Origin of the sequence: Bdellovibrio sp. HCB2-146, assembly GCF_047345725.1 — a bacterium.
Taxonomy (GTDB): domain Bacteria; phylum Bdellovibrionota; class Bdellovibrionia; order Bdellovibrionales; family Bdellovibrionaceae; genus Bdellovibrio.
In genome coordinates this window covers 2105388-2127124 of record NZ_JBLEQP010000001.1, presented here as the reverse complement: position 1 = coordinate 2127124, position 21737 = coordinate 2105388, and the positions used below count along the sequence as shown (strand labels likewise).

Annotated in this window: 21 protein-coding genes and 1 tRNA gene; 15 read left to right on the top strand and 7 right to left on the bottom strand. The window is 45.2% G+C overall.

The window, feature by feature from the left end:
* Window positions 1–1263 (top strand): glycosyltransferase family 4 protein, encoded by a 1263-nt coding sequence (locus ACLWOR_RS10390; RefSeq protein WP_413940637.1) that lies wholly within the window; start codon window positions 1–3, stop codon window positions 1261–1263.
* Between the two features lie 87 nt (window positions 1264–1350).
* Complete coding sequence (locus ACLWOR_RS10385) at window positions 1351–1641, top strand: HU family DNA-binding protein (protein WP_413940636.1); 291 nt, start codon at window positions 1351–1353, stop codon at window positions 1639–1641.
* Between the two features lie 81 nt (window positions 1642–1722).
* Here the strand turns inward: ACLWOR_RS10385 and ACLWOR_RS10380 are convergent, their stop codons facing one another.
* From ACLWOR_RS10380 to ACLWOR_RS10370, 3 genes are all read right to left on the bottom strand, one after another.
* Window positions 1723–2028: a hypothetical protein gene (locus ACLWOR_RS10380; RefSeq protein WP_413940635.1), complete on the bottom strand. Its 306-nt coding sequence runs from the start codon at window positions 2026–2028 to the stop codon at window positions 1723–1725.
* A 101-nt stretch (window positions 2029–2129) separates the two neighbouring features.
* The gene (epmA, locus tag ACLWOR_RS10375; RefSeq protein ID WP_413940634.1) at window positions 2130–3341 is read right to left on the bottom strand and encodes an EF-P lysine aminoacylase EpmA; all 1212 of its coding nucleotides are present in this window, start codon (window positions 3339–3341) and stop codon (window positions 2130–2132) included.
* Between the two features lie 12 nt (window positions 3342–3353).
* Window positions 3354–3602: a hypothetical protein gene (locus ACLWOR_RS10370; protein WP_413940633.1), complete on the bottom strand. Its 249-nt coding sequence runs from the start codon at window positions 3600–3602 to the stop codon at window positions 3354–3356.
* Window positions 3603–3809: 207 nt separating this feature from the next.
* Between ACLWOR_RS10370 and ACLWOR_RS10365 the strand changes: the two genes are divergently transcribed.
* The 4 genes from ACLWOR_RS10365 (at window position 3810) to ACLWOR_RS10350 (ending at window position 7435) form a co-directional block, all read left to right on the top strand.
* Window positions 3810–5231 carry a TldD/PmbA family protein gene (locus tag ACLWOR_RS10365; protein WP_413940632.1) on the top strand — a complete coding sequence of 474 codons (1422 nt, stop codon included), beginning with the start codon at window positions 3810–3812 and terminating at the stop codon, window positions 5229–5231.
* Between the two features lies 1 nt (window position 5232).
* A complete protein-coding gene (locus ACLWOR_RS10360; protein ID WP_413940631.1) occupies window positions 5233–6570 on the top strand; it encodes a TldD/PmbA family protein in 1338 nt (445 codons plus the stop codon).
* A gap of 11 nt (window positions 6571–6581) precedes the next feature.
* Window positions 6582–6905, top strand: coding sequence for a DUF4286 family protein (locus ACLWOR_RS10355; protein WP_413940630.1), 324 nt, complete (start codon window positions 6582–6584; stop codon window positions 6903–6905).
* Window positions 6906–6970: 65 nt separating this feature from the next.
* On the top strand, window positions 6971–7435 hold the full coding sequence (locus tag ACLWOR_RS10350; RefSeq protein WP_413940629.1) for an actin-binding protein: 465 nt from the start codon (window positions 6971–6973) through the stop codon (window positions 7433–7435).
* An 82-nt stretch (window positions 7436–7517) separates the two neighbouring features.
* Here ACLWOR_RS10350 and ACLWOR_RS10345 read toward each other — a convergent pair whose 3' ends face one another.
* Window positions 7518–8915, bottom strand: a complete 1398-nt coding sequence (locus ACLWOR_RS10345) for a lytic transglycosylase domain-containing protein (protein ID WP_413940628.1) — start codon at window positions 8913–8915, stop codon at window positions 7518–7520.
* A 195-nt stretch (window positions 8916–9110) separates the two neighbouring features.
* Between ACLWOR_RS10345 and ACLWOR_RS10340 the strand changes: the two genes are divergently transcribed.
* The 4 genes from ACLWOR_RS10340 to ACLWOR_RS10325 all read left to right on the top strand — a co-directional run bounded on the left by ACLWOR_RS10340 (window position 9111) and on the right by ACLWOR_RS10325 (window position 15335).
* Window positions 9111–10337 carry an MFS transporter gene (locus tag ACLWOR_RS10340; protein WP_413940627.1) on the top strand — a complete coding sequence of 409 codons (1227 nt, stop codon included), beginning with the start codon at window positions 9111–9113 and terminating at the stop codon, window positions 10335–10337.
* Between the two features lie 130 nt (window positions 10338–10467).
* Complete coding sequence (gene gcvP, locus ACLWOR_RS10335) at window positions 10468–13338, top strand: aminomethyl-transferring glycine dehydrogenase (protein ID WP_413940626.1); 2871 nt, start codon at window positions 10468–10470, stop codon at window positions 13336–13338.
* Between the two features lie 5 nt (window positions 13339–13343).
* A complete protein-coding gene (locus tag ACLWOR_RS10330) occupies window positions 13344–14309 on the top strand; it encodes a glycosyltransferase family 9 protein (protein WP_413940625.1) in 966 nt (321 codons plus the stop codon).
* Window positions 14310–14312: 3 nt separating this feature from the next.
* On the top strand, window positions 14313–15335 hold the full coding sequence (locus tag ACLWOR_RS10325; RefSeq protein WP_413940624.1) for a small ribosomal subunit Rsm22 family protein: 1023 nt from the start codon (window positions 14313–14315) through the stop codon (window positions 15333–15335).
* A 700-nt stretch (window positions 15336–16035) separates the two neighbouring features.
* Here the strand turns inward: ACLWOR_RS10325 and ACLWOR_RS10320 are convergent.
* Complete coding sequence (locus ACLWOR_RS10320) at window positions 16036–16533, bottom strand: DUF4423 domain-containing protein (protein ID WP_413940623.1); 498 nt, start codon at window positions 16531–16533, stop codon at window positions 16036–16038.
* Window positions 16534–16595: 62 nt separating this feature from the next.
* Complete coding sequence (locus tag ACLWOR_RS10315; RefSeq protein WP_413940622.1) at window positions 16596–17117, bottom strand: SAM-dependent methyltransferase; 522 nt, start codon at window positions 17115–17117, stop codon at window positions 16596–16598.
* 58 nt (window positions 17118–17175) lie between these two features.
* Between ACLWOR_RS10315 and gcvT the strand changes: the two genes are divergently transcribed.
* The 3 genes from gcvT (at window position 17176) to ACLWOR_RS10300 (ending at window position 18797) form a co-directional block, all read left to right on the top strand.
* On the top strand, window positions 17176–18258 hold the full coding sequence (gene gcvT / locus ACLWOR_RS10310; protein ID WP_413940621.1) for a glycine cleavage system aminomethyltransferase GcvT: 1083 nt from the start codon (window positions 17176–17178) through the stop codon (window positions 18256–18258).
* A gap of 10 nt (window positions 18259–18268) precedes the next feature.
* Window positions 18269–18658, top strand: coding sequence for a glycine cleavage system protein GcvH (gcvH, locus tag ACLWOR_RS10305; RefSeq protein ID WP_413940620.1), 390 nt, complete (start codon window positions 18269–18271; stop codon window positions 18656–18658).
* A gap of 56 nt (window positions 18659–18714) precedes the next feature.
* A tRNA-Leu gene (locus ACLWOR_RS10300) sits at window positions 18715–18797 on the top strand.
* Window positions 18798–18881: 84 nt separating this feature from the next.
* Here ACLWOR_RS10300 and ACLWOR_RS10295 read toward each other — a convergent pair.
* Entirely contained in the window at window positions 18882–20246 is a 1365-nt protein-coding gene (locus tag ACLWOR_RS10295; protein ID WP_413940619.1) for a hypothetical protein, read from the bottom strand.
* A 300-nt stretch (window positions 20247–20546) separates the two neighbouring features.
* Between ACLWOR_RS10295 and ACLWOR_RS10290 the strand changes: the two genes are divergently transcribed.
* Together ACLWOR_RS10290 and ACLWOR_RS10285 are read left to right on the top strand one after the other, a co-directional pair.
* Entirely contained in the window at window positions 20547–21179 is a 633-nt protein-coding gene (locus tag ACLWOR_RS10290; RefSeq protein ID WP_413940618.1) for a hypothetical protein, read from the top strand.
* Window positions 21180–21349: 170 nt separating this feature from the next.
* Window positions 21350–21736, top strand: coding sequence for a hypothetical protein (locus ACLWOR_RS10285; RefSeq protein ID WP_413940617.1), 387 nt, complete (start codon window positions 21350–21352; stop codon window positions 21734–21736).
* Window position 21737: the final 1 nt, after the last annotated feature.

Genomic DNA, 21737 nt, shown 5'->3' with positions numbered 1-21737 from the left:
ATGTTCACGAAAAAAGCGCGGCTGCCTGAAAGTCTCAACATCTGCTTGGTCTCACATCGTTTTCCGATTTTGAGCCGTGCGACGGATCATGGATTTTTATGGCCAATTGCTCGCGGCCTGGCTCGCGAAGGTCACAAGGTCACGGTGATCGCGGGAAATTCCGCTCTTAAAAAACCCGAAGTTCTGAGAGATGGTGTACGGGCTTTCTTTTTAAATGAAGGTGTGAAAAATTCTTCGCACATGAATTTCCAATTGGCCGCTCGCCAAAAATTCAATCAGCTTCATCGTGAAAATCCGTTTCATATTGTTCATAGCATCGATAAATCAGGTTATCGCATTGGTTCTCGTAAAAAAGAATTCAATGTGGCGATGGCTTATGACGTAGAGGCCACTCAGATGTCGCAATTATTTGCGATCCTCGCGATGAAGCGTGAAACCTTAGGCAGCATGCTGACGACGGCAATTGCAACTGGCTACAAATTTTTGACGACGTACTATGGTGGTGATCGCCAGCTGCTTTCGACAGCGGATGGAATTTTCGTTACCAATCCTCAGCAAAAAATTATTCTTGAGCGCTATTATCTTTATCCTGATTATCATACCTACACAGTTCCCTACGGTATTGAATTGGGAGATTTAAGTCCGAAAGAAAAGTCTCTAGAGCTTCGTAAAAAACTAGGGCTGCCGGAAAACTCTCACGTTGCGGTGACGATCACCGACATGACCGAGGTTCAAGAGCTGATGCCAATGCTTCAAGCTTTTGAAAAAGTCGCGATTAAAAAGCCGAATAGCTACCTGATTATTGTTGGCAATGGTCCGCGCTTTAAAGAAATCGAATACGAAATGTTGAACCTGGCTCTTGGCAACCGAGTCATTATGACGGGTGCGGTTCCAGCCGGGGAATTGGAAGATTACATCGTTTTAGGCGACGTTTTTATCAACATGGGTTCGCGCAGTACCGGTTTTGAGCCTTCAACTCTAGAAGCTATGGCGCAGAAAAAGGTCGTTCTGGGTTCAGAAGTTTCCCCGATCGCCAACATCATCGAAGACGGTCGCGATGGCTTCCTCCTCCGCCCGGCCGATGTCGATTCTATGAGTAATTTGTTAGTTGAGATCTTTTCGGGGACAATGCCTGCGGACGAAATCGGTGATCGCGCCCGCCAGAAGGTCGTTGACCTGTTTGATACCGGTAAAATGGTCCAGTCTGTCCTTGATGCCTACCGTAAAATCCTGCTCAATACCGGAATGTATAAGAAGCATTGAGTTATTTCTTTAAAAAGCGCTAGTCTGCCACCTTATGATCTGTATAATCGAGAGTGTTATCAATACTTTAAGTTGGGAAACCTCGCCATGACAAAAGCTGATTTGATTAACTTGATCTCTGAAAAAGCTGGTATCACTCGCGTAAAAGCAGAGACAGTTGTTAATACTATTTTCGACTCTATGGTTGAGGCACTTATGCGTGACGACCGTATCGAAATCCGTGGATTTGGATCATTTGTAAACCGTCAATACGGTGCTTACAAAGGACGCAATCCGCGCACAGGCGAAATCATCAACGTCGAAGAAAAAAAATTGCCATTTTTCAAAGTCGGAAAAGAACTCAAAGAAGACATCAATAACGGCGGAAAAAAAGCCTAATCACTTCAAAAGTGAGAATAAAAAAGGGAGCTACAAAGCTCCCTTTTTTATTACTGTTCAATGATCTGACGAGCGATGCTGTTAGTTCACTTGATCACAGAATGTGTCGACCAACTTGTAGTTGCCAACTTTGCCTTTATAAGAAGTTGTGCAATCAAAAGTCGGAACAATACCTTGAACTTTGTATTTACCTTTAACAGTCGTTTTCACTGCCAAACCGTCGTTGGTTTTTTCAAATTTATAACCAGAAACAGAAACGTCGCCTTCATCAAAACCCAAAGTTTCAAGAACGCTTTCATTCGTTGATTGCCAGATTTCTTTCATTTTACCGGCAAATGCAGGCATTGCTGCTGATACCACTACGAGAGAGATAATAAGCTTTTTCATAAAATACTCCTATAAACGGCAAGGGTTTTATCGAAGAAAACCGTCTAGAGACAGGACAGAGTGAGGCGCCTGTGAAATTTCCAGAACTGTCACAATTTTTGTTATTTCAGAGGGAAAAGCCTGATTTGAGAGATTTTTTCAAGACCTGTCAAAGCCATGTACAGTCTTTCAACTCCTAATGCAATTCCGCCGGATGGAGGCATGCCTCCGTCGAGAGCTTTAAAAAACTCTTCATCGAGCGTGATTTTTTCTTTCCCCATGGCTGTCTTTTTTTCAAGGTCCTCGCGTGATCTGTCACGTTGGATTTCGGGATTATTCAACTCGTGGAAGGCATTCGCGAGCTCCATGCCCTTCCAATAAACTTCGAAGCGATCGCCCCATCCGTCAGGTGTAAGACGCGCTAAGGCCGCTTGATAGGGAGGATATTTTTCGACGAAAATCAGATCTTCGGGAGGCAAAACAGCTTCGATTTTCTCCATGAAAATAAGGAAGAAATAATCATCAATTGTCTCAGCACTTCTCACGTCGACGCCTAATTTTTCACCGAGTTCTTTGAGTTCCTCCAGGGAAGTATCAGGGCGCAAATTGAATTGGCAATAGTCTTGAAATAGTTGAGAAATACTTTTGGAATAAACTTTTTTAGGACCCGCCGTTTGCATTTTTGCAGCGAGATCTTGCACCAAGCTCACAACATCTTTTTTGATTGTTTCAAGATTATCAAAAGCTCTGTACCACTCGAGCATCAAGAATTCTGGCTGATGTCTCTCTGTTACTTCACCGTTGCGATAACACCAAGCGAGTTCAAAGATTTTTTCTGCCCCTTGTGCGAGCGCTTTTTTCAAATGCAGCTCTGGACTGGTTGGAAGAAATAATTTTTCTAAGCGTGAACCAATTTTGAGTTCCGTTGAAAATACATCCAGCGATGGCTCTGTTCCGGGACACACCACCAACTGGGGAGTTTTAACTTCGACAAAATCTTGGTCCTCAAAAAAAGCACGCACATCTCGCAAATAACGATTCCATTTTTGCAAACGCTCTTTCGGAAAAGCCTTATCAAAAGAACCCGTCCCTGGAGCCAACAGTAAAATTTCATTATCAGGTAAAAGGGCAACAAGATCGCCTTCACGAAGAACTTGAGAAAGGGAGGGGCTTTTAGGGAGATCAAATTGTTGGTTCTGACCGTCACGCCAGATTTCGATTCGGCAGCCTGAGTTTTCAGAGGTGATTTGCACCAGACGACCAAGAGCTCGAGCATTTGCCGGAGCTTCGGGATAGGAATTCCAGATTGTTTTTAAAAACTCGTTTCTTTCCAAGGTCTTGCCACTTTAGCGGCAAAGACCCTGTCCACGCAAGGAATCAAGTTGGTTGATGATCGCAGCCATGTCGTTTGCGCCGTAAACCACGTCTTCGCCTACCACGATACGGTGCTTCATCCACCAGCCTTTGTAGATTCCTTCGCTCATCAAAGAACAATCCCCTTGTTTCGAAGTTTGGGGCACAGCTGCACCTGCCGGAGCAACGTGAGTGAGTAGAGCAATGAAAAGTGTCGTCAAAAGTGCGAGTAAAATTCTCATCGTGATTCCCCTTTGCTGAGAGCTGGTTCTTGATGGCACCAGGCGATTCTGAAATCTCTATAAAGCAAGAGGCTTGCCAATGAAAATTGGGTCAAATTGTCACTCCGCTGAAGGACTTCCAATTTGCGGCACTTTTTCGAGGGAAAAGGTTGAACTTTTGCGCCGCATCTACTATTTGAAGTCCATCTATTTCAGAGAGGAAATACCATGGATTTATTAAGCACTCTCAATTCCCTGAAATCTTCGGTTGATTGGCTCCAAATTCGTCACGTGCGTGAAAAAACCACATATCGTGGGGTACGCGACGAAAAACCAAATCACAATCACATCAGTTTTGACCAAGGCGTGATGATTGAAGTTCTTGTAAACGGACACTTTGGTTACGCAGGAACGAGCGATCTTTCTCCAAGTGGTATCAAAAGAGCTCTGACAAAAGCTGTCACTATGGCAAAGGTAGCCTCTCCTTACAAAGTTCACGAGTTCAGTTTGGAGCAACGTCCAGCAACAAAAGGTTCATATCAATCGCCTGCCGTTCGCCCGTTGGACTCGGCTTCAGCAAAAGAGATCGCAGATATTTTCATCGATGCCACTCGCGCGATGAAAGTTTCTGACAAAATCATCAGCCGTTCTGCAAACACAATGATCACAGAAACAGAATTTGAAACTTTGAGCTCGCATGGAACTGAGATCCAACAAAAATTCTCGATCGTCAGTACGGACTTCTCGGCAACAGGGATGCAAAATGGCGATACACAAACTCGTTCTGATGGCGGGGGTCTTGCTCGTTGCCGTCAAGTCGGTGCCGAGATCTTTGATCGCGCCGATATTTTAGAACGCAGTAAACGCGTCGGTGAACAAGTTCTTGAACTCTTGGCTGCCGAAAACTGCCCCTCAGAGACAATGGATCTTTTGCTAGCTCCCGACCAAATGACTTTGCAGGTGCATGAATCTATCGGTCACCCACTCGAATATGACAGAATCCTGGGTGATGAGCGGAACTATGCCGGCTGGAGTTTCGTGAAGCCTCAAGACTTTGGAAACCTGCAATATGGTTCACCATTGATGAACGTGACTTTCGACCCAACTATTCCAGACGCTCTTGCAAGTTACGCGTTTGACGACTCGGGAACAAAAGCGACGAAAGAGTTCTTGATCGAGAATGGTAAATTGATGCGCGGATTGGGCAGCTTGGAATCACAAGCGCGCTTGAATCTTCCGGGTGTTGCGAACTCTCGCTCGTCTTCTTGGAATCGCGCACCGATTGATCGTATGGCCAATATTAACCTAGAACCGGGCAAGTCGCGTCTAGAAGAGATGATCGCCTCTACGGAGCGAGGCATTTTCATGCAAGCGAACAAGTCCTGGTCGATTGATGATTACCGCAACAAATTCCAATTCGGCTGTGAATATGCGCAGCTGATTGAAAACGGCAAGCTAACGAAAGTTCTTAAAAATCCAAACTATCGCGGTACGACTGTGAAGTTCTGGAACAGCTTAAAAGCTGTCAGCGAAGCTCGCCAAACTTGGGGCTCCCCTTACTGCGGTAAGGGTGAACCAAATCAAGTGATTCGTGTGGGTCATACGACTCCATATTGCTTGTTCTCTAACGTTGAAGTGTTCGGAGCGTAAGATGAGTTTTACAGAAAATCTAAAATCTTGTTTCAATCAAGTTTCTGACGCTCTTTTGAACGAACTTAAAGAGGGTGAAAACGCGAATATCAATTTGCATGGTGAAGAATCTTTGTTCGTTCGTTTTAACGGCAACAAAGTTCGTCAGAACACGCAAATCGAACAACGCTCGATCAGTTTGCTTCTGCAAAAAAATCAGCGCACCGCTTCGATCAGCTTTTCTATCTCAGGAAATGTCGAAGAAGATTTGAAGCGAGCTTCTTTCTGGTTGAATGAAGCTCGTCAAGAGTGCGCTCTTTTGCCAGAAGATCCATATCAAGTGGCATTGGTAAACAACGGCAATAGTGATATCGCGCTTAAAGGAAAACTCTTGAGCGATTCCGATGTGGTTGCTGCGATCACGGGGCCCGCACAGGGTTCAGACCTTGCGGGTATTTACAGCGGCGGTCCATTGGTCGCTGCCAATAAAAATTCCAAAGGTCAAAGCCACTGGTTCTCGAATGAGAATTTCTCTTTCGATTATTCTCTATACTTGGGTGAAAAGGCCGTGAAGGGTGTTTACGCTGGCACCGAGTGGAATCAAGAACGCTTTAAAACTTCTTTAGCAGAGAGCCGCAATAAATTGGCGTTGCTAGATCGTCCTCGCAAAACTTTAAAGCCAGGTGCTTATCGCACTTATTTGGCTCCTGCAGCCGTTGCGGAAATTGCGACGATGTTCTCTTGGGGTGCATTTAGTTACAATGCTTTCCGCCAAGGTTCTTCGGCTTTGCAAAAAGCTGTGAACAAAGAAGAAAACTTCTCCCCGCTTTTGAACATTCAAGAAAACTTTGCCTTGGGACTGACTCATCCATTCAACTCGTTGGGTGAATTGGCTCCAGCAAAAACTGATTTGGTTCTCAATGGTGAACTCAAAAACCTTATGATCAGCACGCGTTCTGCAAAAGAGTACGGTGTTCAAGGCAACAATGCTGATAACTCCGAAGGTCCTCGTTCGCTTGAGATCTTGCCAGGCAGTTTGGAAGAGCAAAATATTTTGAAAGAACTCGGCACAGGCTTGTACTTGTCGAATCTGCATTACATTAACTGGTCCGACCGCATGGGCGCTCGCATCACAGGCATGACTCGTTATGCGTGTTTCTGGGTTGAGAATGGGGAAATCCAAGCTCCGATCGCAGACATGCGCTTTGACGAGAGCCTTTACGATTGCCTTGGTAAAAATCTTGTTGCCATCACGAAACAGCAAGAGGTTGAACCAAATGTGGGAACCTATGAAGCTCGCGGATTCGGCGGCATGAAGGTTCCAGGACTTTTGATCAACGATTTTAAATTCACGCTATAGGAAGAGAAATTATGGTTACCTACATTGTTCAACTCAAAGTGCGCCACGAAGTTTACCCTGAGTACGTTGAATGGCTTAAAAATGAACACATCAATGAGATGCTTACATGCCCTGGCTTCTTAGAAGCAGAGCTTTGCTTGCGTAAAGGTGGATCGATGGAAGCGTCAAGCAAAGATGTCGATATCATTTATAAAATTAAGGATGAAGAAGCACTCAAAGTCTATATGACAGAGTACGCGATGAAATTGCGCGAAAAGGGTCTTGAAAAATTCCCAGGTCAATACTCTGCTCAACGCGAGATTTGGTTAGAAACGATTAAATTTGTGTCAAAGTAAACAAGCAGGTCTTTTCATTCTGAAAAGGCCCGTGTATGGTTAAAACTTCTTTAAAAGGAGATTGTATGGCGACAGCAGCATTCCAAAAACTTCTTACGAACCTTTCTAAAAATAAAAACGTGCAGAACTTGCTCGAAAATTTCCAAACTTTGAGCGATGAAATCAAAAAGAAAGAATCGCAATTGAAAGGTCGCATCGATCAACAAAAAGAAGAAAAGATCGAAATGGCTTGGAAAACATACCAAGACATCGTGAAAGTCTTGAGCGTTTCTGAAGAGAAACTTGAAAAAGAAGTGAACACAACAATCACTAAAATCAAAAAGTCAGCTGATGATCTTGAAAAAAACATCGCGGCTTACAAAAAGAAAGCTTTAGCAAAAAAATCTGAGCTAGAAAAAGCTTTGTTCAAAAAGCAAATGGCGAAGAAAACAACTAAGAAAGCTTCTTCTTCTCGCACGACTGCTAAGAAAGCCGCTCCTAAAAAAGCGACTACAAAAAAAGTAGCAAAGAAGACTTCTCGTAAGAAGTAATCTGAACGACAACTTCTAAAACTAAAAAGCCTATTCCGCAGGGAATAGGCTTTTCTTTTTTCTACATATTCACTTCTAAATTTTAGAGTGAAACGATATCCGCGTCGCTGACTTTTTCTTTAGGTGGACGAGTTTCCTTCGTCAAAAGATTCTTAAGAACCAAACGAGAACCGTCATCCAACATCAAAGTAAACCCACGGGGAACAGAGGCATTGCGATCAACCGCACGTTTTAAATCTGGGTTGAAAAGTAAGAAATCTTCTTTCGACAAACCGCTTAGACGCAGCAACTCTTTAGCACCAATCGAACGAGCCAGCTTCACAGTGTGAAGATCAAGCTCTCTTTCATACTCAAGATTAGAGAACATTTCGTCGTGATAGCGCTCCGCAAACAAAGCGGCCAAGAACTCTGAGTAGAAATTCGAAGAAGCAAAATCAAAAGAGCCCGAGCGATATTTAGCGACGATTTGAGAGAGATCTTCACTCCCCGCGCGTTTCATCGCTTTACGAATGCCAGAAGGCCCGTGGTTCCACGCCGTCACAGCCAAAGGCCATGAGCGCTTTAAAATCATATGATTCTCTTTCAACAAGCGAGCTGCTGCTTCAGTAGCTTTAAATGGTGAAGTTCTCTCGTCGATATGGTCCTGCACAACCATGAATTTACGGCCGGTGCTATCCATAAACTGCCACAAGCCTGATGCGCCCACTTTACTTTTCGCGTGTTTATTGAAGCTGCTTTCCACGAATGGCAAGCGCGTGAGTTCTACAGGCATATTGTGATTACGGAAGATTTCTTCCATGCCTTTTAGATACAGTGGACTGACTTCAAGACCTTCTTCAAAGAAATTACGTTGACCTGTTTGCACACGAACGTTGTACAAAGCTTTTTTCGCATTTTCTTTTAAGCCACCCGGCAATACAGAAAGACTTTTTTCAATCGCAACATGATACTCGTTAGCCGTATTAACTGGCTTACCGCGAGAAAGCTCACGCAAAGCCTTACGGAATTGCTCAAGCTCTTTTTGTACCGTCTTATCGGCTTTCACATTACGAAGCCAACGCACGCGCGGTTCTTCCGCATTAATAATATCTGTGACATCGACCACTTTAAAGATCACCCAAGGGAAATCCGAATGATGGATGATGCGGTTGTTATTATCGTATTTCGTATAAACGTCGAACCAAAAACCCACTCGGTCACGAAGGCCGTCTGGAATATGGAATTGTTCAGATACTAAGTCTCTGTAATCAGAAAGGATCAATTCACGATTCGGAGCGAGAGCTGGAGCGGCTTCTTTCACCTCGTCCGTGCTGGTAATAGATTCAAGGAGGGCAGCAGGATGCAATGATGAATCGCCCATCTCGGCGGTCACCATGATCAAGGCTAAGTTCACGCCCACAATAAGGCTCCCCATCTTGAGAGCTTTCTGCTTCAAGCTTGGGACGGGTCTTTCTTTGGGTTTTACAAGATTTATTCGCATTCTCATACACTCCACGTGCTCACTCTTAGAGCAATGCCAGTGCCGAGCCCCAGAGGGGCCATAACGCTTTAAATGGCTTTTATAGGTAAATTTTTGCTCACAGAGACGTTTTGCGCTCACAGGGGGCCGAAGCATGTTTCAGAGTGAAACCCCTATTACTTGATACTCACATTTAGATGCTTTAACTATGGAGGGATGGAAAAAGGTCTTACGCGCTTTCAAGTACTCTTCATGACTCTCACCTGTGCACTTGTGACAGGAAATCTCTACTACAACCAGCCGCTTCTCGGAATTTTAGCGCGTGAGTTTGCAGTTTCTGAACAAGCTATTTCAGTTGTTCCCGCTCTGACATTGATCGGTTACGCTCTGGGAATTTTGTTCCTCGTTCCACTTGGTGACATGATTGAACGCCGCAAACTTTTGCAAGTGAGTCTTTTAGCGGCGGGATCTTTTGCGATTGGAATTGCTTTTAGTCGTTCCTACTATTTGCTTTGCGCGCTTAGTTTTGCGATGGGCTTTTTCAATATTTCGGGTTCTGTGCTGATTCCGTTTTCAGCCCATCTCGCTCGTCCACGCGAAAGAGGCAAAGTCGTCGGCACTGTGCTTTCCGGAATTCTTTTAGGCTCCTTGATGGCCAGAACCCTTGCGGGAGTTTTTGGGGAACACTTTGGTTGGCAGAGTGCATTTATCTTTGCAGGCAGTGCGAGTTTGATTTTGATGCTCGTGACTCCGCTAGCGCTCCCATCATCGGAACCTTCGTTTAACGGCACCTACAAAGACCTTCTCGTTTCAATGAAAAATCTGGTTCGTGATCTACCGGTCGCTCGTGAAGCCGCGATGATCGGGAGCTTGGTGTTTTTGACCTTCTCGGCATTTTGGACGACGCTGACATTTTTGCTTGAAGGCGAACCTTTTAATTACTCCCCTCAGACGATTGGATTTTTTGGCGCACTGGGCATGATCGGAGCGTTGGCGGCCCCTTTGACGGGACGTTACGCAGATAAAAAAGGTGCCGCTGCAACCATTCGCTTAGGAATTTACAGCACGATGGGTGCGTTTCTGTTGTTGGGTATTGCCGGCTCTCAGGTCGTGGGACTGATTATCGCAGTTTTGCTTTTAGATATGGGAGTTCAAGTCGCCCATATTTCCAACCAATCCCGTATTTTTGAGCTCAATGCCGAAGCCCGCAGCCGTCTGAACACGATTTATATCTTCTCGTACTTTGTCGGAGGCAGCCTGGGATCCTTTATTGGCTCACAATTGTGGAGCTGGGGACGCTGGCCTGCTGTCTGTTTGGGCGGATTGACGATCTGTGGCCTTGCTATGTTGATCTTCCGTCGAGGCGAAAAGCGTAGACAAGAAGCCACAGCAGCGCAGCTAGCCAAAGCTTCCGGCCAATTGGGCCAGGAAGCGTCTTTGTAGCCCTAGCGAGTCTTCAAAATTTAGCCTATAATTTCAGCACTTCACTTTGCATTGCCCCGCATTCACTTTGTGACAAATCTTTCTAAGCAACGGGGGCTATGTTACTGTGGCGTCGTCATTTGAGGTGCACATGAATACTCACGATTTCTCTCCGAAAAACGAATTTATTTCCCGCCATATCGGCCCCCAAGATTCCGACATCCAAGCGATGTTGAAAACTCTTGGTTTTAACTCTCTTGAAGATATGGCCAAAGCCATCATCCCTGCGCAAATCCGCACGGATCACAAATACTCTGATGTCGGTCCTGGTATTTCAGAAGCAGGTCTTTTGAATCACTTGAAATCGATGGTTTCTAAAAACAAAGTTTTTAAAACTTATATCGGCATGGGTTTCCACGACACTTTGACTCCGACTGTGATTCAAAGAAACATTTTCGAAAACCCAGTCTGGTACACGGCCTACACTCCTTACCAAGCAGAGATTGCACAAGGTCGTTTGGAATCTCTTTTGAATTTCCAAACAATGATCACGGATCTTGCGAAAATGGAAATCGCCAACGCGTCTTTGCTTGATGAAGGCACTGCCGCTGCGGAAGCGATGTTCATGGCTCACGCACTTTGCAAAACAAAAGCAAATGCGTTTGTCGTTTCTCCACAAATGCATCCTCATGTAATTGAAGTATTGGGCACTCGTGCCGAACCTCTTGGCTACGAGATGATCATTGCGGATCCAACGAAATACGATTTCGCAAAACCAGTATTTGCAGCATTCTTCCAATACCCGAACACAGAAGGTGTGGTTGAAGATTTGAAAGCCGCGACTGAAAAGTATCACGAAAAAGGTGCTCACGTTGTGGCGTCTGCTGACTTGTTGGCACTTACTATGTTTGCAGCTCCTGGCGAATGGGGTGCGGATATTGTTGTTGGTAATTCTCAACGTTTCGGTGTTCCACTCGGTTTCGGTGGTCCTCACGCGGGATACATGGCAACGAAGGACGCTTACAAGCGTTTGATGCCAGGTCGTCTGGTGGGGGTCAGCCAAGACTCTCAAGGCAAACCGGCGTTGCGTTTGGCTTTGCAAACTCGTGAACAACATATCCGTCGTGAAAAAGCGACTTCAAATATTTGTACAGCGCAAGTGTTGCTAGCAAATATGGCGGCAATGTATGCGGTTTACCACGGACCAAAAGGTCTTAAGAAAATCGCTCAACGTATCAATCGTATGACAGGTGTTTTGAATGCCGGTCTTGTGAAGCTTGGCTTCCAATCATCGCAAGGTCCATTCTTTGATACTGTGACTTACACGACTGACAAAGCAAAAGCGATTGCCGCGCAAGCAGAAAAGCAAGGTATGAATTTCCGTTTGTACAATGCAAATAAAATCGGTTTGTCTTTGAATGAACCAACAACTCCAGAAGATGTTGAACAAATCTGGCAAGCTTTCAACATGGGCGCTGCAGTTCCATTCAAGTACGATGAAGTTGATGCTTCATTGAAACTAGAAATTCCTGCAAATCTTGTTCGTAAAACTGATTACATGACTCACGAAGTTTTCAACTCTCACCACAGTGAGACTGAAATGCTTCGTTACATCCACATGTTGCAAAACCGCGATTTGACTTTGACTCATTCCATGATCCCACTTGGATCTTGCACGATGAAGTTGAACGCAACAACGGAACTTGTTCCTGTTTCATGGCCAGAAATCAGCAAACTTCATCCGTTTGCTCCAGTGGCGCAAGCAGCTGGTTTGATCGAAATGATCAAAGACCTTGAAAAGAAATTGGCTGACATCACAGGTTTTGCAGCAGTGAGCTTGCAACCAAATGCAGGTTCTCAAGGTGAATACGCGGGTCTTCTTGTGATTCGTAAATACCACCAATCTCGTGGCGAAGCTCAACGTAACATCTGCTTGATTCCTCAATCAGCGCACGGAACAAACCCTGCTTCGGCTGCCCTTGCTGGCATGGAAGTTGTGGTTGTGAATTGTGATGACCAAGGTAACGTTGATATTCCAGACTTGAAATTGAAAGCTCAACAACATGCCAAAGACTTGTCATGCTTGATGATCACGTACCCTTCAACTCATGGTGTGTTTGAAGAAGGTATCAAAGAAATTTGCGACATCGTTCACGCAAACGGCGGCCAAGTTTACATGGACGGCGCGAACATGAATGCACAAGTAGGACTTTCTCGTCCGGGTGCATTTGGTGCTGACGTGTCTCACTTGAACTTGCATAAAACGTTCGCGATCCCTCACGGTGGTGGCGGACCGGGTGTTGGTCCTATCGGTGTAGGCGCGCATTTGGCGCAATTCCTTCCGAAGCATTCTTTGGTTCCTGAAGCAGGTCCGGCAACGGGTATCACTTCAACGACATCTGCTCCTTGGGGTTCAGCAAGTATTTTGCCGATCTCTTGGGCGTACATCACAATGATGGGCGCGGAAGGTTTGAAAAAAGCCACATTGGTTTCTATTTTGAGCGCGAACTACATCGCGAAGAAACTAGAAAACCACTACCCTGTTCTTTACAAAGGTAAAAACGGTTTTGTGGCCCACGAATGTATTATCGACCTTCGCGATTTGAAAAAGACTTCAGGCATTGACGTCACTGACGTTGCAAAACGCTTGATCGACTTCGGGTTCCACGCGCCAACAATGAGCTTCCCAGTTGCGGGAACTTTGATGATTGAGCCAACTGAATCTGAAAACAAAAAAGAACTCGATCGTTTTATCGACTCAATGTTGGCGATTCGCTCAGAAATCGCAGCCGTTGAGTCTGGCAAAATGGATAAAGAGAACAATGCTCTTCGCAATTCTCCGCACACAGCACAGATGATGATGAAGCCTGAATGGAATCATCCTTACTCTCGTGAAGAGGCGGTGTACCCACTTGAGTGGTTGCGTGCTAATAAGTTCTGGCCTTCTGTAGGTCGTGTTGATAACGCCTACGGTGACCGCAACCTTATTTGCTCTTGCCCTTCGATTGAAGAGTACAGATAAGCGAAATGAAAAAAGTCCTTCTGGTTCGGCTTGATAAGATCGGTGACCTGATCTCCACGATGTGTGTGGATCAGGCCGAATTCATGAAGGGTGTTGATTCAAGATGGGTGATCGCAAAAGGTTTGTCCTTTGTACCCGATCACTCCACTCCAAAAAGAACTTACCTTGAGCTGTCTAAAGATGACTGGAAAGTTTCTTTCAAAAAACTCCGTGAGTACGTACGCGAATACAAACCCGACGTGGCCGTGAGTTTTCAAGCGCCATGGTGGGTGAATGCGGCTTTTTTCTTAGAAAAAGTTCCGGTTCGGGCGGGCGTCCTCTCACAATGGCATAGTTTTCTATTCCTAAATCGTGGATTGCGCCAGAAACGCAGCCATTCGGTCCAACACGAGGCCGACTACAACTTAGACCTGCTAGCATATGCTATGGATTTTAAAGGCTCTAGGTCCCCGACACCGACGTTAAACATGGTCGCTCCGAACAACCCGGGACTGCTTGAGAAGTTTCATCTTCAAAAAGAATCTTACGTGGTGGTTCATCCGGGAATGGCGGGTTCGGCACTGAACTGGCCAACCAAGAATTATGTTTCCTTGATCGAAAAAACACTCCCGCATTTTCCAGTGGTTCTAACGGGCACTCCGATGGATGAGGCTTTCATTGCTCCGATTCGCGAGCATTTTAAATCTAATTCGCGCGTGATGAATTTGCAGAATCAGTTGAAAACGCCAGAGCTGTTAACGGTTCTTAGCAACAGCAAAGCTGTTGTTGTTCCAAGTACCGGAGTTGCCCATATGGCCGCCTCTTTGGGCGTTCCTGTTTTGGGACTTTATTCTCCCCTTCGCGTGCAACATCCACGTCGTTGGGCGGCTCGTGGAAATAAGGTTTCAATCTTTGTTCCCGAGCAAGAACATCCTGATTGCATGAACGATATTACGCCAGAACAAGTTTCTGCAAAATTGATGGAGCTTTAATCCATGCAACGTTTTTATGGCGTAAGCCCGCAAATTGAAGAATCTATTTCCAAAGCTTTAAAAGCTTACGGCTTAAGTCTCTACAACACTCAAGACCTAGCAAAAGCTGTTCTGGCACTTTCCGATTATTTTATCGCCAATCCTGACAAACAAACACCCTGGCACGAACGCTGGGCACAGATTGCGTACCTTTGTTACTACCTGCCACTGAACATGGCGCGCTTGTCGGCGGTGACAGAAGAAGGCCGCCGTCGTGATTTCTTCAAAGACCTCGATCATGTTATTGATTTTGGCGCAGGCTTGGCGACTGCTTCATTGGTTTTGGCGCAAGAAAAGAATTTTAAATTCACATTGATTGAACGCGCGAACGAGCCTGCGAAACTGATCGATCAAAACTTTGCACATTTCAAAGCGACAAAATGGCAAAAGACGATGGAAGCCAGTGATCTGATTTTGCCAAAAAAATCTTTAGCTGTGTTTTCTTATTCTCTGACGGAACTAACAAGTCTGCCTAAGTGGGCTCTTGAGTGCGAAGCCATGATGTTAGTTGAACCATCAACTCAACAAGATGGTCGCAAGTTATTAATCTTAAGACGTGAGCTTTTAGAAAAAGGCTATCACATCTACGCTCCGTGCACGCACGAAGAGGCGTGCCCACTTCTCACTCAATCTAAAACAGATTGGTGTCACGATCGCTTCCATTTCCAAGCACCAGATTGGTTCACGAAAATGGAAGCCTTCCTACCAATGAAAAACCGCACTCTAACTATGAGCTATCTATTGGTGCGAAAAACAAAACCTGCGACTGAAATCAAAGCCGCACGTGTTGTTGGTGATTTATTAAAAGAAAAAGGCAAAGACCGCCAAATGATCTGCCAAGGAACGGACCGCGAATTCCTCGCTTGGATGCACCGTAAAGGCCAATCGCAAGAAATCCCCCGCGGCGTCCTCATCGAACTCCCCGAAGACCAACAAAAAGTCTCAGCCGAAATCCGCGTCGAAAAAGAACTCAAAATCCTTAAGTAACCAGTCATCTCGAGGCCTTAAACTTTCCAAAGCTTGAACAGCGAAGGCCCTTTGGCGCCATTTAAAGAGTTGGCTCATACTCGTCAGTTTTTATTGGCAATTTACGCTACTACGGAAGGCGCCTTCGCCAGACCCCATCCCTGTCGAACCCCAGCGTCCGGGATTTTACGTCCCATTCCTTGGTCCGAGTCACTGTGTAACACATTGAAACGCAAAAGAGCGACCTCACTGTCAGGTATCAGCTATAAAGCTTTAATTTTTGCGACGATCGTCAAAACCAGTAGAATTATAACCAGAATGGCTCGAGTCACACGCAAAATACACCGATAACGTAAATAACATGGTTTACGTTTCGACATTGAGAGCTCCTTTGTTTTTCGGACGAGAAGCTCAACAAAAGGGATCTAGCGAAAGCAGATCCCTTTTGTGCATTTAAAATACCCACTTCACTCACCATTCACGCGAACAATACGTCCGCAGGACGATTGCAGCCCTACCAAGCCGACAATGAGGCTGTTCAAAAAGGCCCATATGCAAGGCGGAGAGTTTCGCTAAGCGCGGAGGCGTACCCCAGGTACGTCGCAGCGATTAGCGGAATTCTCCAACGCAGTCAGATGGGCCTTTTTCAACAGCCGGCAAAACGAAAAAACCCGAGCTTTTGAGGGCTCGGGCGCAAAATTCAGACAGTGCGATGAAAGAACTAGATTTCGACTTCAGCAACGTTTTCGGTGCGGAAACCAGAAACAGGGAACATAGACAAAGAGATTTGATATGTCTTTCCTTGTGAAGTTCCAGCATCCAAGAAGTTTGCTAGATCACGACGGAAGTTTTTGATCATATCTTTAGCTTGCTCAAGGCGAGCTTCATCTACGTTGATTGAAATCGTTGATTGCTCACGCTCTTCAGTTGGCATTTTCTCCAACAAGCGTTCCAATTTACGTTTCATTTTACGTTCGCGGCTGACTTCACCGAAGTGTTGTAGTTCTTCTGGTGGAAGGTTCAAGCGCTCACCGAACATGCGAATAGTACGCAATGTAACGGTTCTTTTGCCATTTAAAATTTTGGACAGGAATGACGAGTCCACTTCTAAGTGACGTGCGAACGCGCGTAGTGAATAACGAGGATAGTTTTGGCTACGACGAGCCAACTCTTCTTCAAGGAATTGTCTAAAATCCGAATTTTTATTAAGTTCTTGCATACCGACACAATTATAAACAGGGTCCCGAATAATCAATTATTTGTTCACAGTCTTACAGACTTTTAATAATGACCGAGAGACTGCGTCATTTTATCGATCACAAGTAACGTTCGAACGCGCTCTTTTTCCAAAACTTCTAGGTTTTTTTGTAATGCATGACTGAACGCCAATGCCGGTGCGGTTTTCAGGACATCGACGACAAGTGTTTCCATTTTCTGGGGGCCGAGGATCAAACGATCGACATTCGAAAAATTTTGCTGCTGAAGCACACGAATAATGGTGTGAGCGCCCACTCCCAACATCACAACATTACCCGTCAGTTGCTCCCTAATTTCCTCTGCGGGAACCGCGTGAAAAAAAGCCGTGCTTGGATGTCCATCCATGTAAGGTGCGCGACGCCGGAAACGTGTTTGAAGGTTTGTAATGATGGAAGGAACTTGATCTACAAAATGCACTTCCGGGAAGATGCCGCTTTCATAAGCATTCAGACCGAGGTAACCGTGATCGCAACAAAAGTCCCACACCGGTTTTCCGGGCAAGAGATGATCATAAACGGTTTGCAAGCGTGGTGAGAGTTTGAGCACGACGGCAAAATAGAATCTCCATTGACTGTCTGTCTATAGAAAAGAGATTATGCCGCCTATGAAAAAGACTCCACTCGCAGATACACACGTAAACTCAGGTGCCCGCATGGTTGATTTCGCCGGCTGGTACATGCCCGTTCAATACATCGGCCTTCGTGAAGAGCACGACAATGTTCGTAAGAACGTAGGTCTTTTCGACGTTTCTCACATGGGTGAGGTTCGTGTGAAAGGCCCTAAAGCGCTTGAAACTTTGGAATGGCTGACAACAAACGACGTTTCTAAATTGAACGACGGCGAAGCTCAGTACTCTTTGCTTCCGAATGATCAAGGTGGTTTGGTCGACGATATTATCGTTTACTGCTTGTCTAAAAATTCAGACTACTTGGTTTGCGTAAATGCTTCGAACAAAGATAAAGACTTTGCTTGGATGACGAAACACAACAAGGGTGCTGACATCACTGACGAATCAGATCGTTGGGGTCAAATCGCGATTCAAGGCCCGAAAGCCTTGGAACTTTGCGACCGTGTTTTGGGTGTCAAAGTAAGCGAAATGAAACCTTTCACGGTGAAGTCGACGAAATTCCAAAACCACAACATCATGATCGCGACAACTGGCTACACTGGTGAAAAAGGTTGTGAAGTTTTCGTTGAAGCCAATGGAACTGTCGCTTTATGGAATGCTTTGATCGAGCAAGGTAAAGACCTAGGTGTAATGCCGATTGGTTTGGGCGCTCGCGACACTTTGCGCACTGAAATGAAGTATTCTCTTTACGGTCACGAAATCGATGACACAACGAATCCTTACGAAGCCGGCCTTGGTTGGGTTGTGAAACCTGCCAAAAAAGACTTCATGGGTAAGGCTTTGATCGTCGGTAAAAAAGAAGCCGGTTTGGAGCGCACTTTGGTTGGCTTTAAGATGCTTGAGAAGGGCATCCCCCGCCAGGGCTATTCCCTATTTTCTTTTGACAACAAAGAAATCGGCAAGGTAACTAGTGGTACTCACTCTCCGTCCCTGGATGAACCAATTGGAATCGCCTTTATTTCAACGGCTTACGCGAAAGAAGGCACAGAATTTCAATTAGATATCCGCGGCCGTAAAGTGAAGGCAGTGGTTTGCAAAACACCGTTTATCGTTAAATAAAGGACTCAACATGGCTTATCATATTCCAGAAGATTACTATTACACGAAAGAACACGAGTGGGCTCAAGTTGACGAGAATATCGTTACCGTCGGCATCACTGAATTCGCTCAAGACCAATTGGGTGAAGTTGTTTACGTTGAGCTTCCAGAAGAAGGTCAAAAAATCACTCAAGGCCAAACTTTCGGCGTGGTTGAGTCTGTTAAAGCTGTGAGCGACCTTTACGCGCCTGTTTCAGGCACTGTAATCGAAGTAAACACGAGCCTAAACGACGATCCTTCAGTTTTGAACGACGATCCAGTGAACGAAGGCTGGTTGGTTCGTATTGAAATGGACACGGAAAAGGAACTTGCGAACCTAATGCGTGCTCCAGACTACAAAAAATTGATCGTTGAGAAGTAATTCTCCTTGCAATCCCCTAGGGGGTTGCGCTATCAATGTATCTCGCTTTTAGGTGTGCCCCGCTGGTGAAATTGGCAGACACGCTAGACTTAGGATCTAGTGCGCAAGCGTGGGGGTTCAAGTCCCTCGCGGGGCACCAATTTAAAAGAATAAATAAGCTGACTGAGTAAGTCGGCTTTTTTTATGCCCAAAATCTGGCACATCCTCGCGGGGTTTCTTCGAATTAATTTTGAGAAGTATCGCGGATTCCGAGGTAATGGGCTAGCAATGAGAATCCTTGCATGTCGGAGCCTTGGTGGCCTTCGAAGATTCTGCGCATGGCTTGATAGACTTTTGATTTTTTTACGTCTTTGGTGATGGCGAAGTATTCCCAGCTTTTTGATGAGAAATTCGGGGCTTCTTTCAAGAAGCGCAACACCAGGGCTGCATCGTTAAAGTCGCGATTATCCCACTCCGCAGTTCTGCTATTTACATTTTTAAGCGCAGTTAGAACGGCATTCATCGGGAGCTGGTATTTTGTTTCTGCAAATTGTCCGTAAGTAATTAAATCCATCGAAGCTCCACCGTAGGAACTTACGATCTTCCACCAGTTTTTCTCAAGTGCTTGCAGGTCCGTTTTGAGGAGAGCTTGATCTTCAGAAGAAAGTAATTTCAAGATAGATCCGCTTATGAACGTTTGTTCTGTGCTGAGCTTATGCACCAACGGAGTCTGCTCGACCACTTCCTTATATCGGCTGTGAAATCCCCATGATGATTCTGAGAAAATAAATAGCGTCAACCCACCTTCGTCGCGGCGGCGGTAATTGCGTGTGCTGTCTGGACCGATTTTCTTTTCCATTTGCGCCCAGCGAATTTCGCGGGCCTTGTAAGCATTTTGATGAACGGATGCAAAATCGGGATTTTCGATAAAGCTCTGCACGTGCGAGAGATCATGCAAGAAGTCACTCAAGATTGAGCCCTTTTTAAAACGATCAAAATCGAAACGAGTTGTGTTCGTCGCCGACTCTAAACCACCGATTGGGAAAATTCCATTGGCGATCAGTTTTCCAAAAGCTTCAACGGGCAACAAGCTTGATCTGGTTTCATAAACCATGTTGCTGGCTTGAAAGTCTTGAAATGGATCCAGCGTAAGTGCTTGCTCCAGGCCATATTGTTTGTGTTTCAGCGTCCACAAAAATTTCAATTCAACGGGTAGGCTTGCTGACTGTCGCATGAGATCCAGATTCTTCATCATAAAGAAAAAATCAGGAACAACCAAGCGTCCGCCCTTAAATCCAAATCCTAATTTTAGCAGGAACGCGATTGTTGGATGACGGGCGTCCTTGGCTTCTTTATAGACGTCTTGATGATGATCTAAATCGCGCTGAAGAGTTTCCTGAAACTGCTTACCAGTATCGCGCCAAAATTTTTGCGCTTCAGGTGAAGCTTTTTCGAGGTTCGCAATCCATGTCGAAGAATAAGCCGTAGAGAAAAGATCCGAGCATTGATTTGCACTTGCCTGACAGTTCAGGCCAACAAGTGTAAATATGATCGCCAATACAAATCCTTTAAAAGACTTAAATTGGTTTCTACGATTCTTTAGATCCATGACACTTCAGAGTTCAACCTTAGTGCCAAATGCCCGTCTCAATTTGAAACACAGGGCCGGCTGTCTTTTCGAGAAGGTTGAATGCAATAACTCTGAATTGTTGCTCTCAAAAAAAAGCAAAGATTGAATTTGCACCCATAGAACACAGAAAGATATGAGTCTGAAAGCACACAATATTCTCGAATCAATTCGCTCAAACTGAGAAGAAATTAATTAATAAAAAATCGATTTAGTCTGCGAAATATTCGACCGAATGTTAGGTGGCCTTCATTTCGGGGGCTTATAAAAACGGAGAAGAAAATGAAAAGCTTATCCAGTACGTTGTCGAAGCTTATCTTGTCTATCTTGTGTGTGACGGTTCTCGTCAATTGCGAACAACCAGAAGAATCAACAGATGATGGCGGCAGCGAAACGGTTACCTTCAGTGGCGCTTATTATTCAAGCTGTGTACCCGAAGGGGCTCCTGTAGCTAACGGAAATTATACGAATAAAATGATTCACTACCAACCGGATGGCGACTTTGAATACGTCACTTACTACTACAGCGATGCCGCTTGCACCTCAGAAGTATATGCAGTTATTCAGGACGGAACTTATGCTGTTGGACCGGCTACATCGGTGCCTTCCGGTGGGTACGAAGTTGCCTACGCAATTTCTGATTTGTACCTAGCGTACTATACTGATGCCGCTCGCACTGCTCTCATGGGTGGATGCGGAGTTGGTGGCACCTGGTCAGCAGCACCGTCTTTGAAAACGCTTTTTGCTGCTTGGGGATGTGCAAATATCAGCGTTGCTGCACCTAACACAATATTCTACAACGTTGCAAGTGCGGGCAGCACAACAGCAGAAATCGGAATTCCAGATAATGATAATCCAGGCGTTGTGAACGTTGGGAATATCAATATTGGCGCAACTCTATCGTTCTCGAAATAAACAATTTGCGCACTACTAGAAAAAAATTATTCAACTGGTTGAACTCATAATAATCACAGTGGCTGTTTGTACTGGAATACTTCATGCAGTACAAACAGCCATATTTTCGTTTTCGACATCGCGGGATTGCTCCCGTAAAAATCGGGAGCGAACAACACACTGGAGATTTTATGAAAAAGTTCGGCGCATTTGTTTCGATGATGATTTTTGTTTCTAGCTCCGCATTTGCCTCTAGCAACTTTAATTTGGTGATGACTTGCAACGGTCTCAACAAAACCACGGGACAAAAATTAATTGTGCAAGTCTATCAAAACCTGGCAAAGGGCAAAGACCTCGTGACCGTCGGTCAACAAGGTGATTCCAATCAACAACCGTATGAGGCAAGCGTCCTTGCTCAAGAAGGCTTGATTTCTTTTGATCTCGAGTTCGTGCGCAATGGGTTACAATTGGGTGCCAACATTGTTTTTGGCAATCAATCTGTTGTTTCAGGTGTTGCACTTGAATCAAACAATTCTGATATCGCTCGCGCGGTATGGACGTGCTCTAACGATCAATAGT

Coding starts and splice junctions, on each gene's coding strand:
- ACLWOR_RS10390 (WP_413940637.1), top strand. CDS start 1: ATGTTCACGAAAAAAGCGCGGCTGCCTGAAAGTCTCAACATCTGCTTG.
- ACLWOR_RS10385 (WP_413940636.1), top strand. CDS start 1,351: ATGACAAAAGCTGATTTGATTAACTTGATCTCTGAAAAAGCTGGTATC.
- ACLWOR_RS10380 (WP_413940635.1), bottom strand. CDS start 2,028: ATGAAAAAGCTTATTATCTCTCTCGTAGTGGTATCAGCAGCAATGCCT.
- ACLWOR_RS10370 (WP_413940633.1), bottom strand. CDS start 3,602: ATGAGAATTTTACTCGCACTTTTGACGACACTTTTCATTGCTCTACTC.
- ACLWOR_RS10365 (WP_413940632.1), top strand. CDS start 3,810: ATGGATTTATTAAGCACTCTCAATTCCCTGAAATCTTCGGTTGATTGG.
- ACLWOR_RS10360 (WP_413940631.1), top strand. CDS start 5,233: ATGAGTTTTACAGAAAATCTAAAATCTTGTTTCAATCAAGTTTCTGAC.
- ACLWOR_RS10355 (WP_413940630.1), top strand. CDS start 6,582: ATGGTTACCTACATTGTTCAACTCAAAGTGCGCCACGAAGTTTACCCT.
- ACLWOR_RS10350 (WP_413940629.1), top strand. CDS start 6,971: ATGGCGACAGCAGCATTCCAAAAACTTCTTACGAACCTTTCTAAAAAT.
- ACLWOR_RS10345 (WP_413940628.1), bottom strand. CDS start 8,915: ATGCGAATAAATCTTGTAAAACCCAAAGAAAGACCCGTCCCAAGCTTG.
- ACLWOR_RS10340 (WP_413940627.1), top strand. CDS start 9,111: ATGGAAAAAGGTCTTACGCGCTTTCAAGTACTCTTCATGACTCTCACC.
- gcvP (WP_413940626.1), top strand. CDS start 10,468: ATGAATACTCACGATTTCTCTCCGAAAAACGAATTTATTTCCCGCCAT.
- ACLWOR_RS10330 (WP_413940625.1), top strand. CDS start 13,344: ATGAAAAAAGTCCTTCTGGTTCGGCTTGATAAGATCGGTGACCTGATC.
- ACLWOR_RS10325 (WP_413940624.1), top strand. CDS start 14,313: ATGCAACGTTTTTATGGCGTAAGCCCGCAAATTGAAGAATCTATTTCC.
- ACLWOR_RS10320 (WP_413940623.1), bottom strand. CDS start 16,533: ATGCAAGAACTTAATAAAAATTCGGATTTTAGACAATTCCTTGAAGAA.
- gcvT (WP_413940621.1), top strand. CDS start 17,176: ATGAAAAAGACTCCACTCGCAGATACACACGTAAACTCAGGTGCCCGC.
- gcvH (WP_413940620.1), top strand. CDS start 18,269: ATGGCTTATCATATTCCAGAAGATTACTATTACACGAAAGAACACGAG.
- ACLWOR_RS10295 (WP_413940619.1), bottom strand. CDS start 20,246: ATGGATCTAAAGAATCGTAGAAACCAATTTAAGTCTTTTAAAGGATTT.
- ACLWOR_RS10290 (WP_413940618.1), top strand. CDS start 20,547: ATGAAAAGCTTATCCAGTACGTTGTCGAAGCTTATCTTGTCTATCTTG.
- ACLWOR_RS10285 (WP_413940617.1), top strand. CDS start 21,350: ATGAAAAAGTTCGGCGCATTTGTTTCGATGATGATTTTTGTTTCTAGC.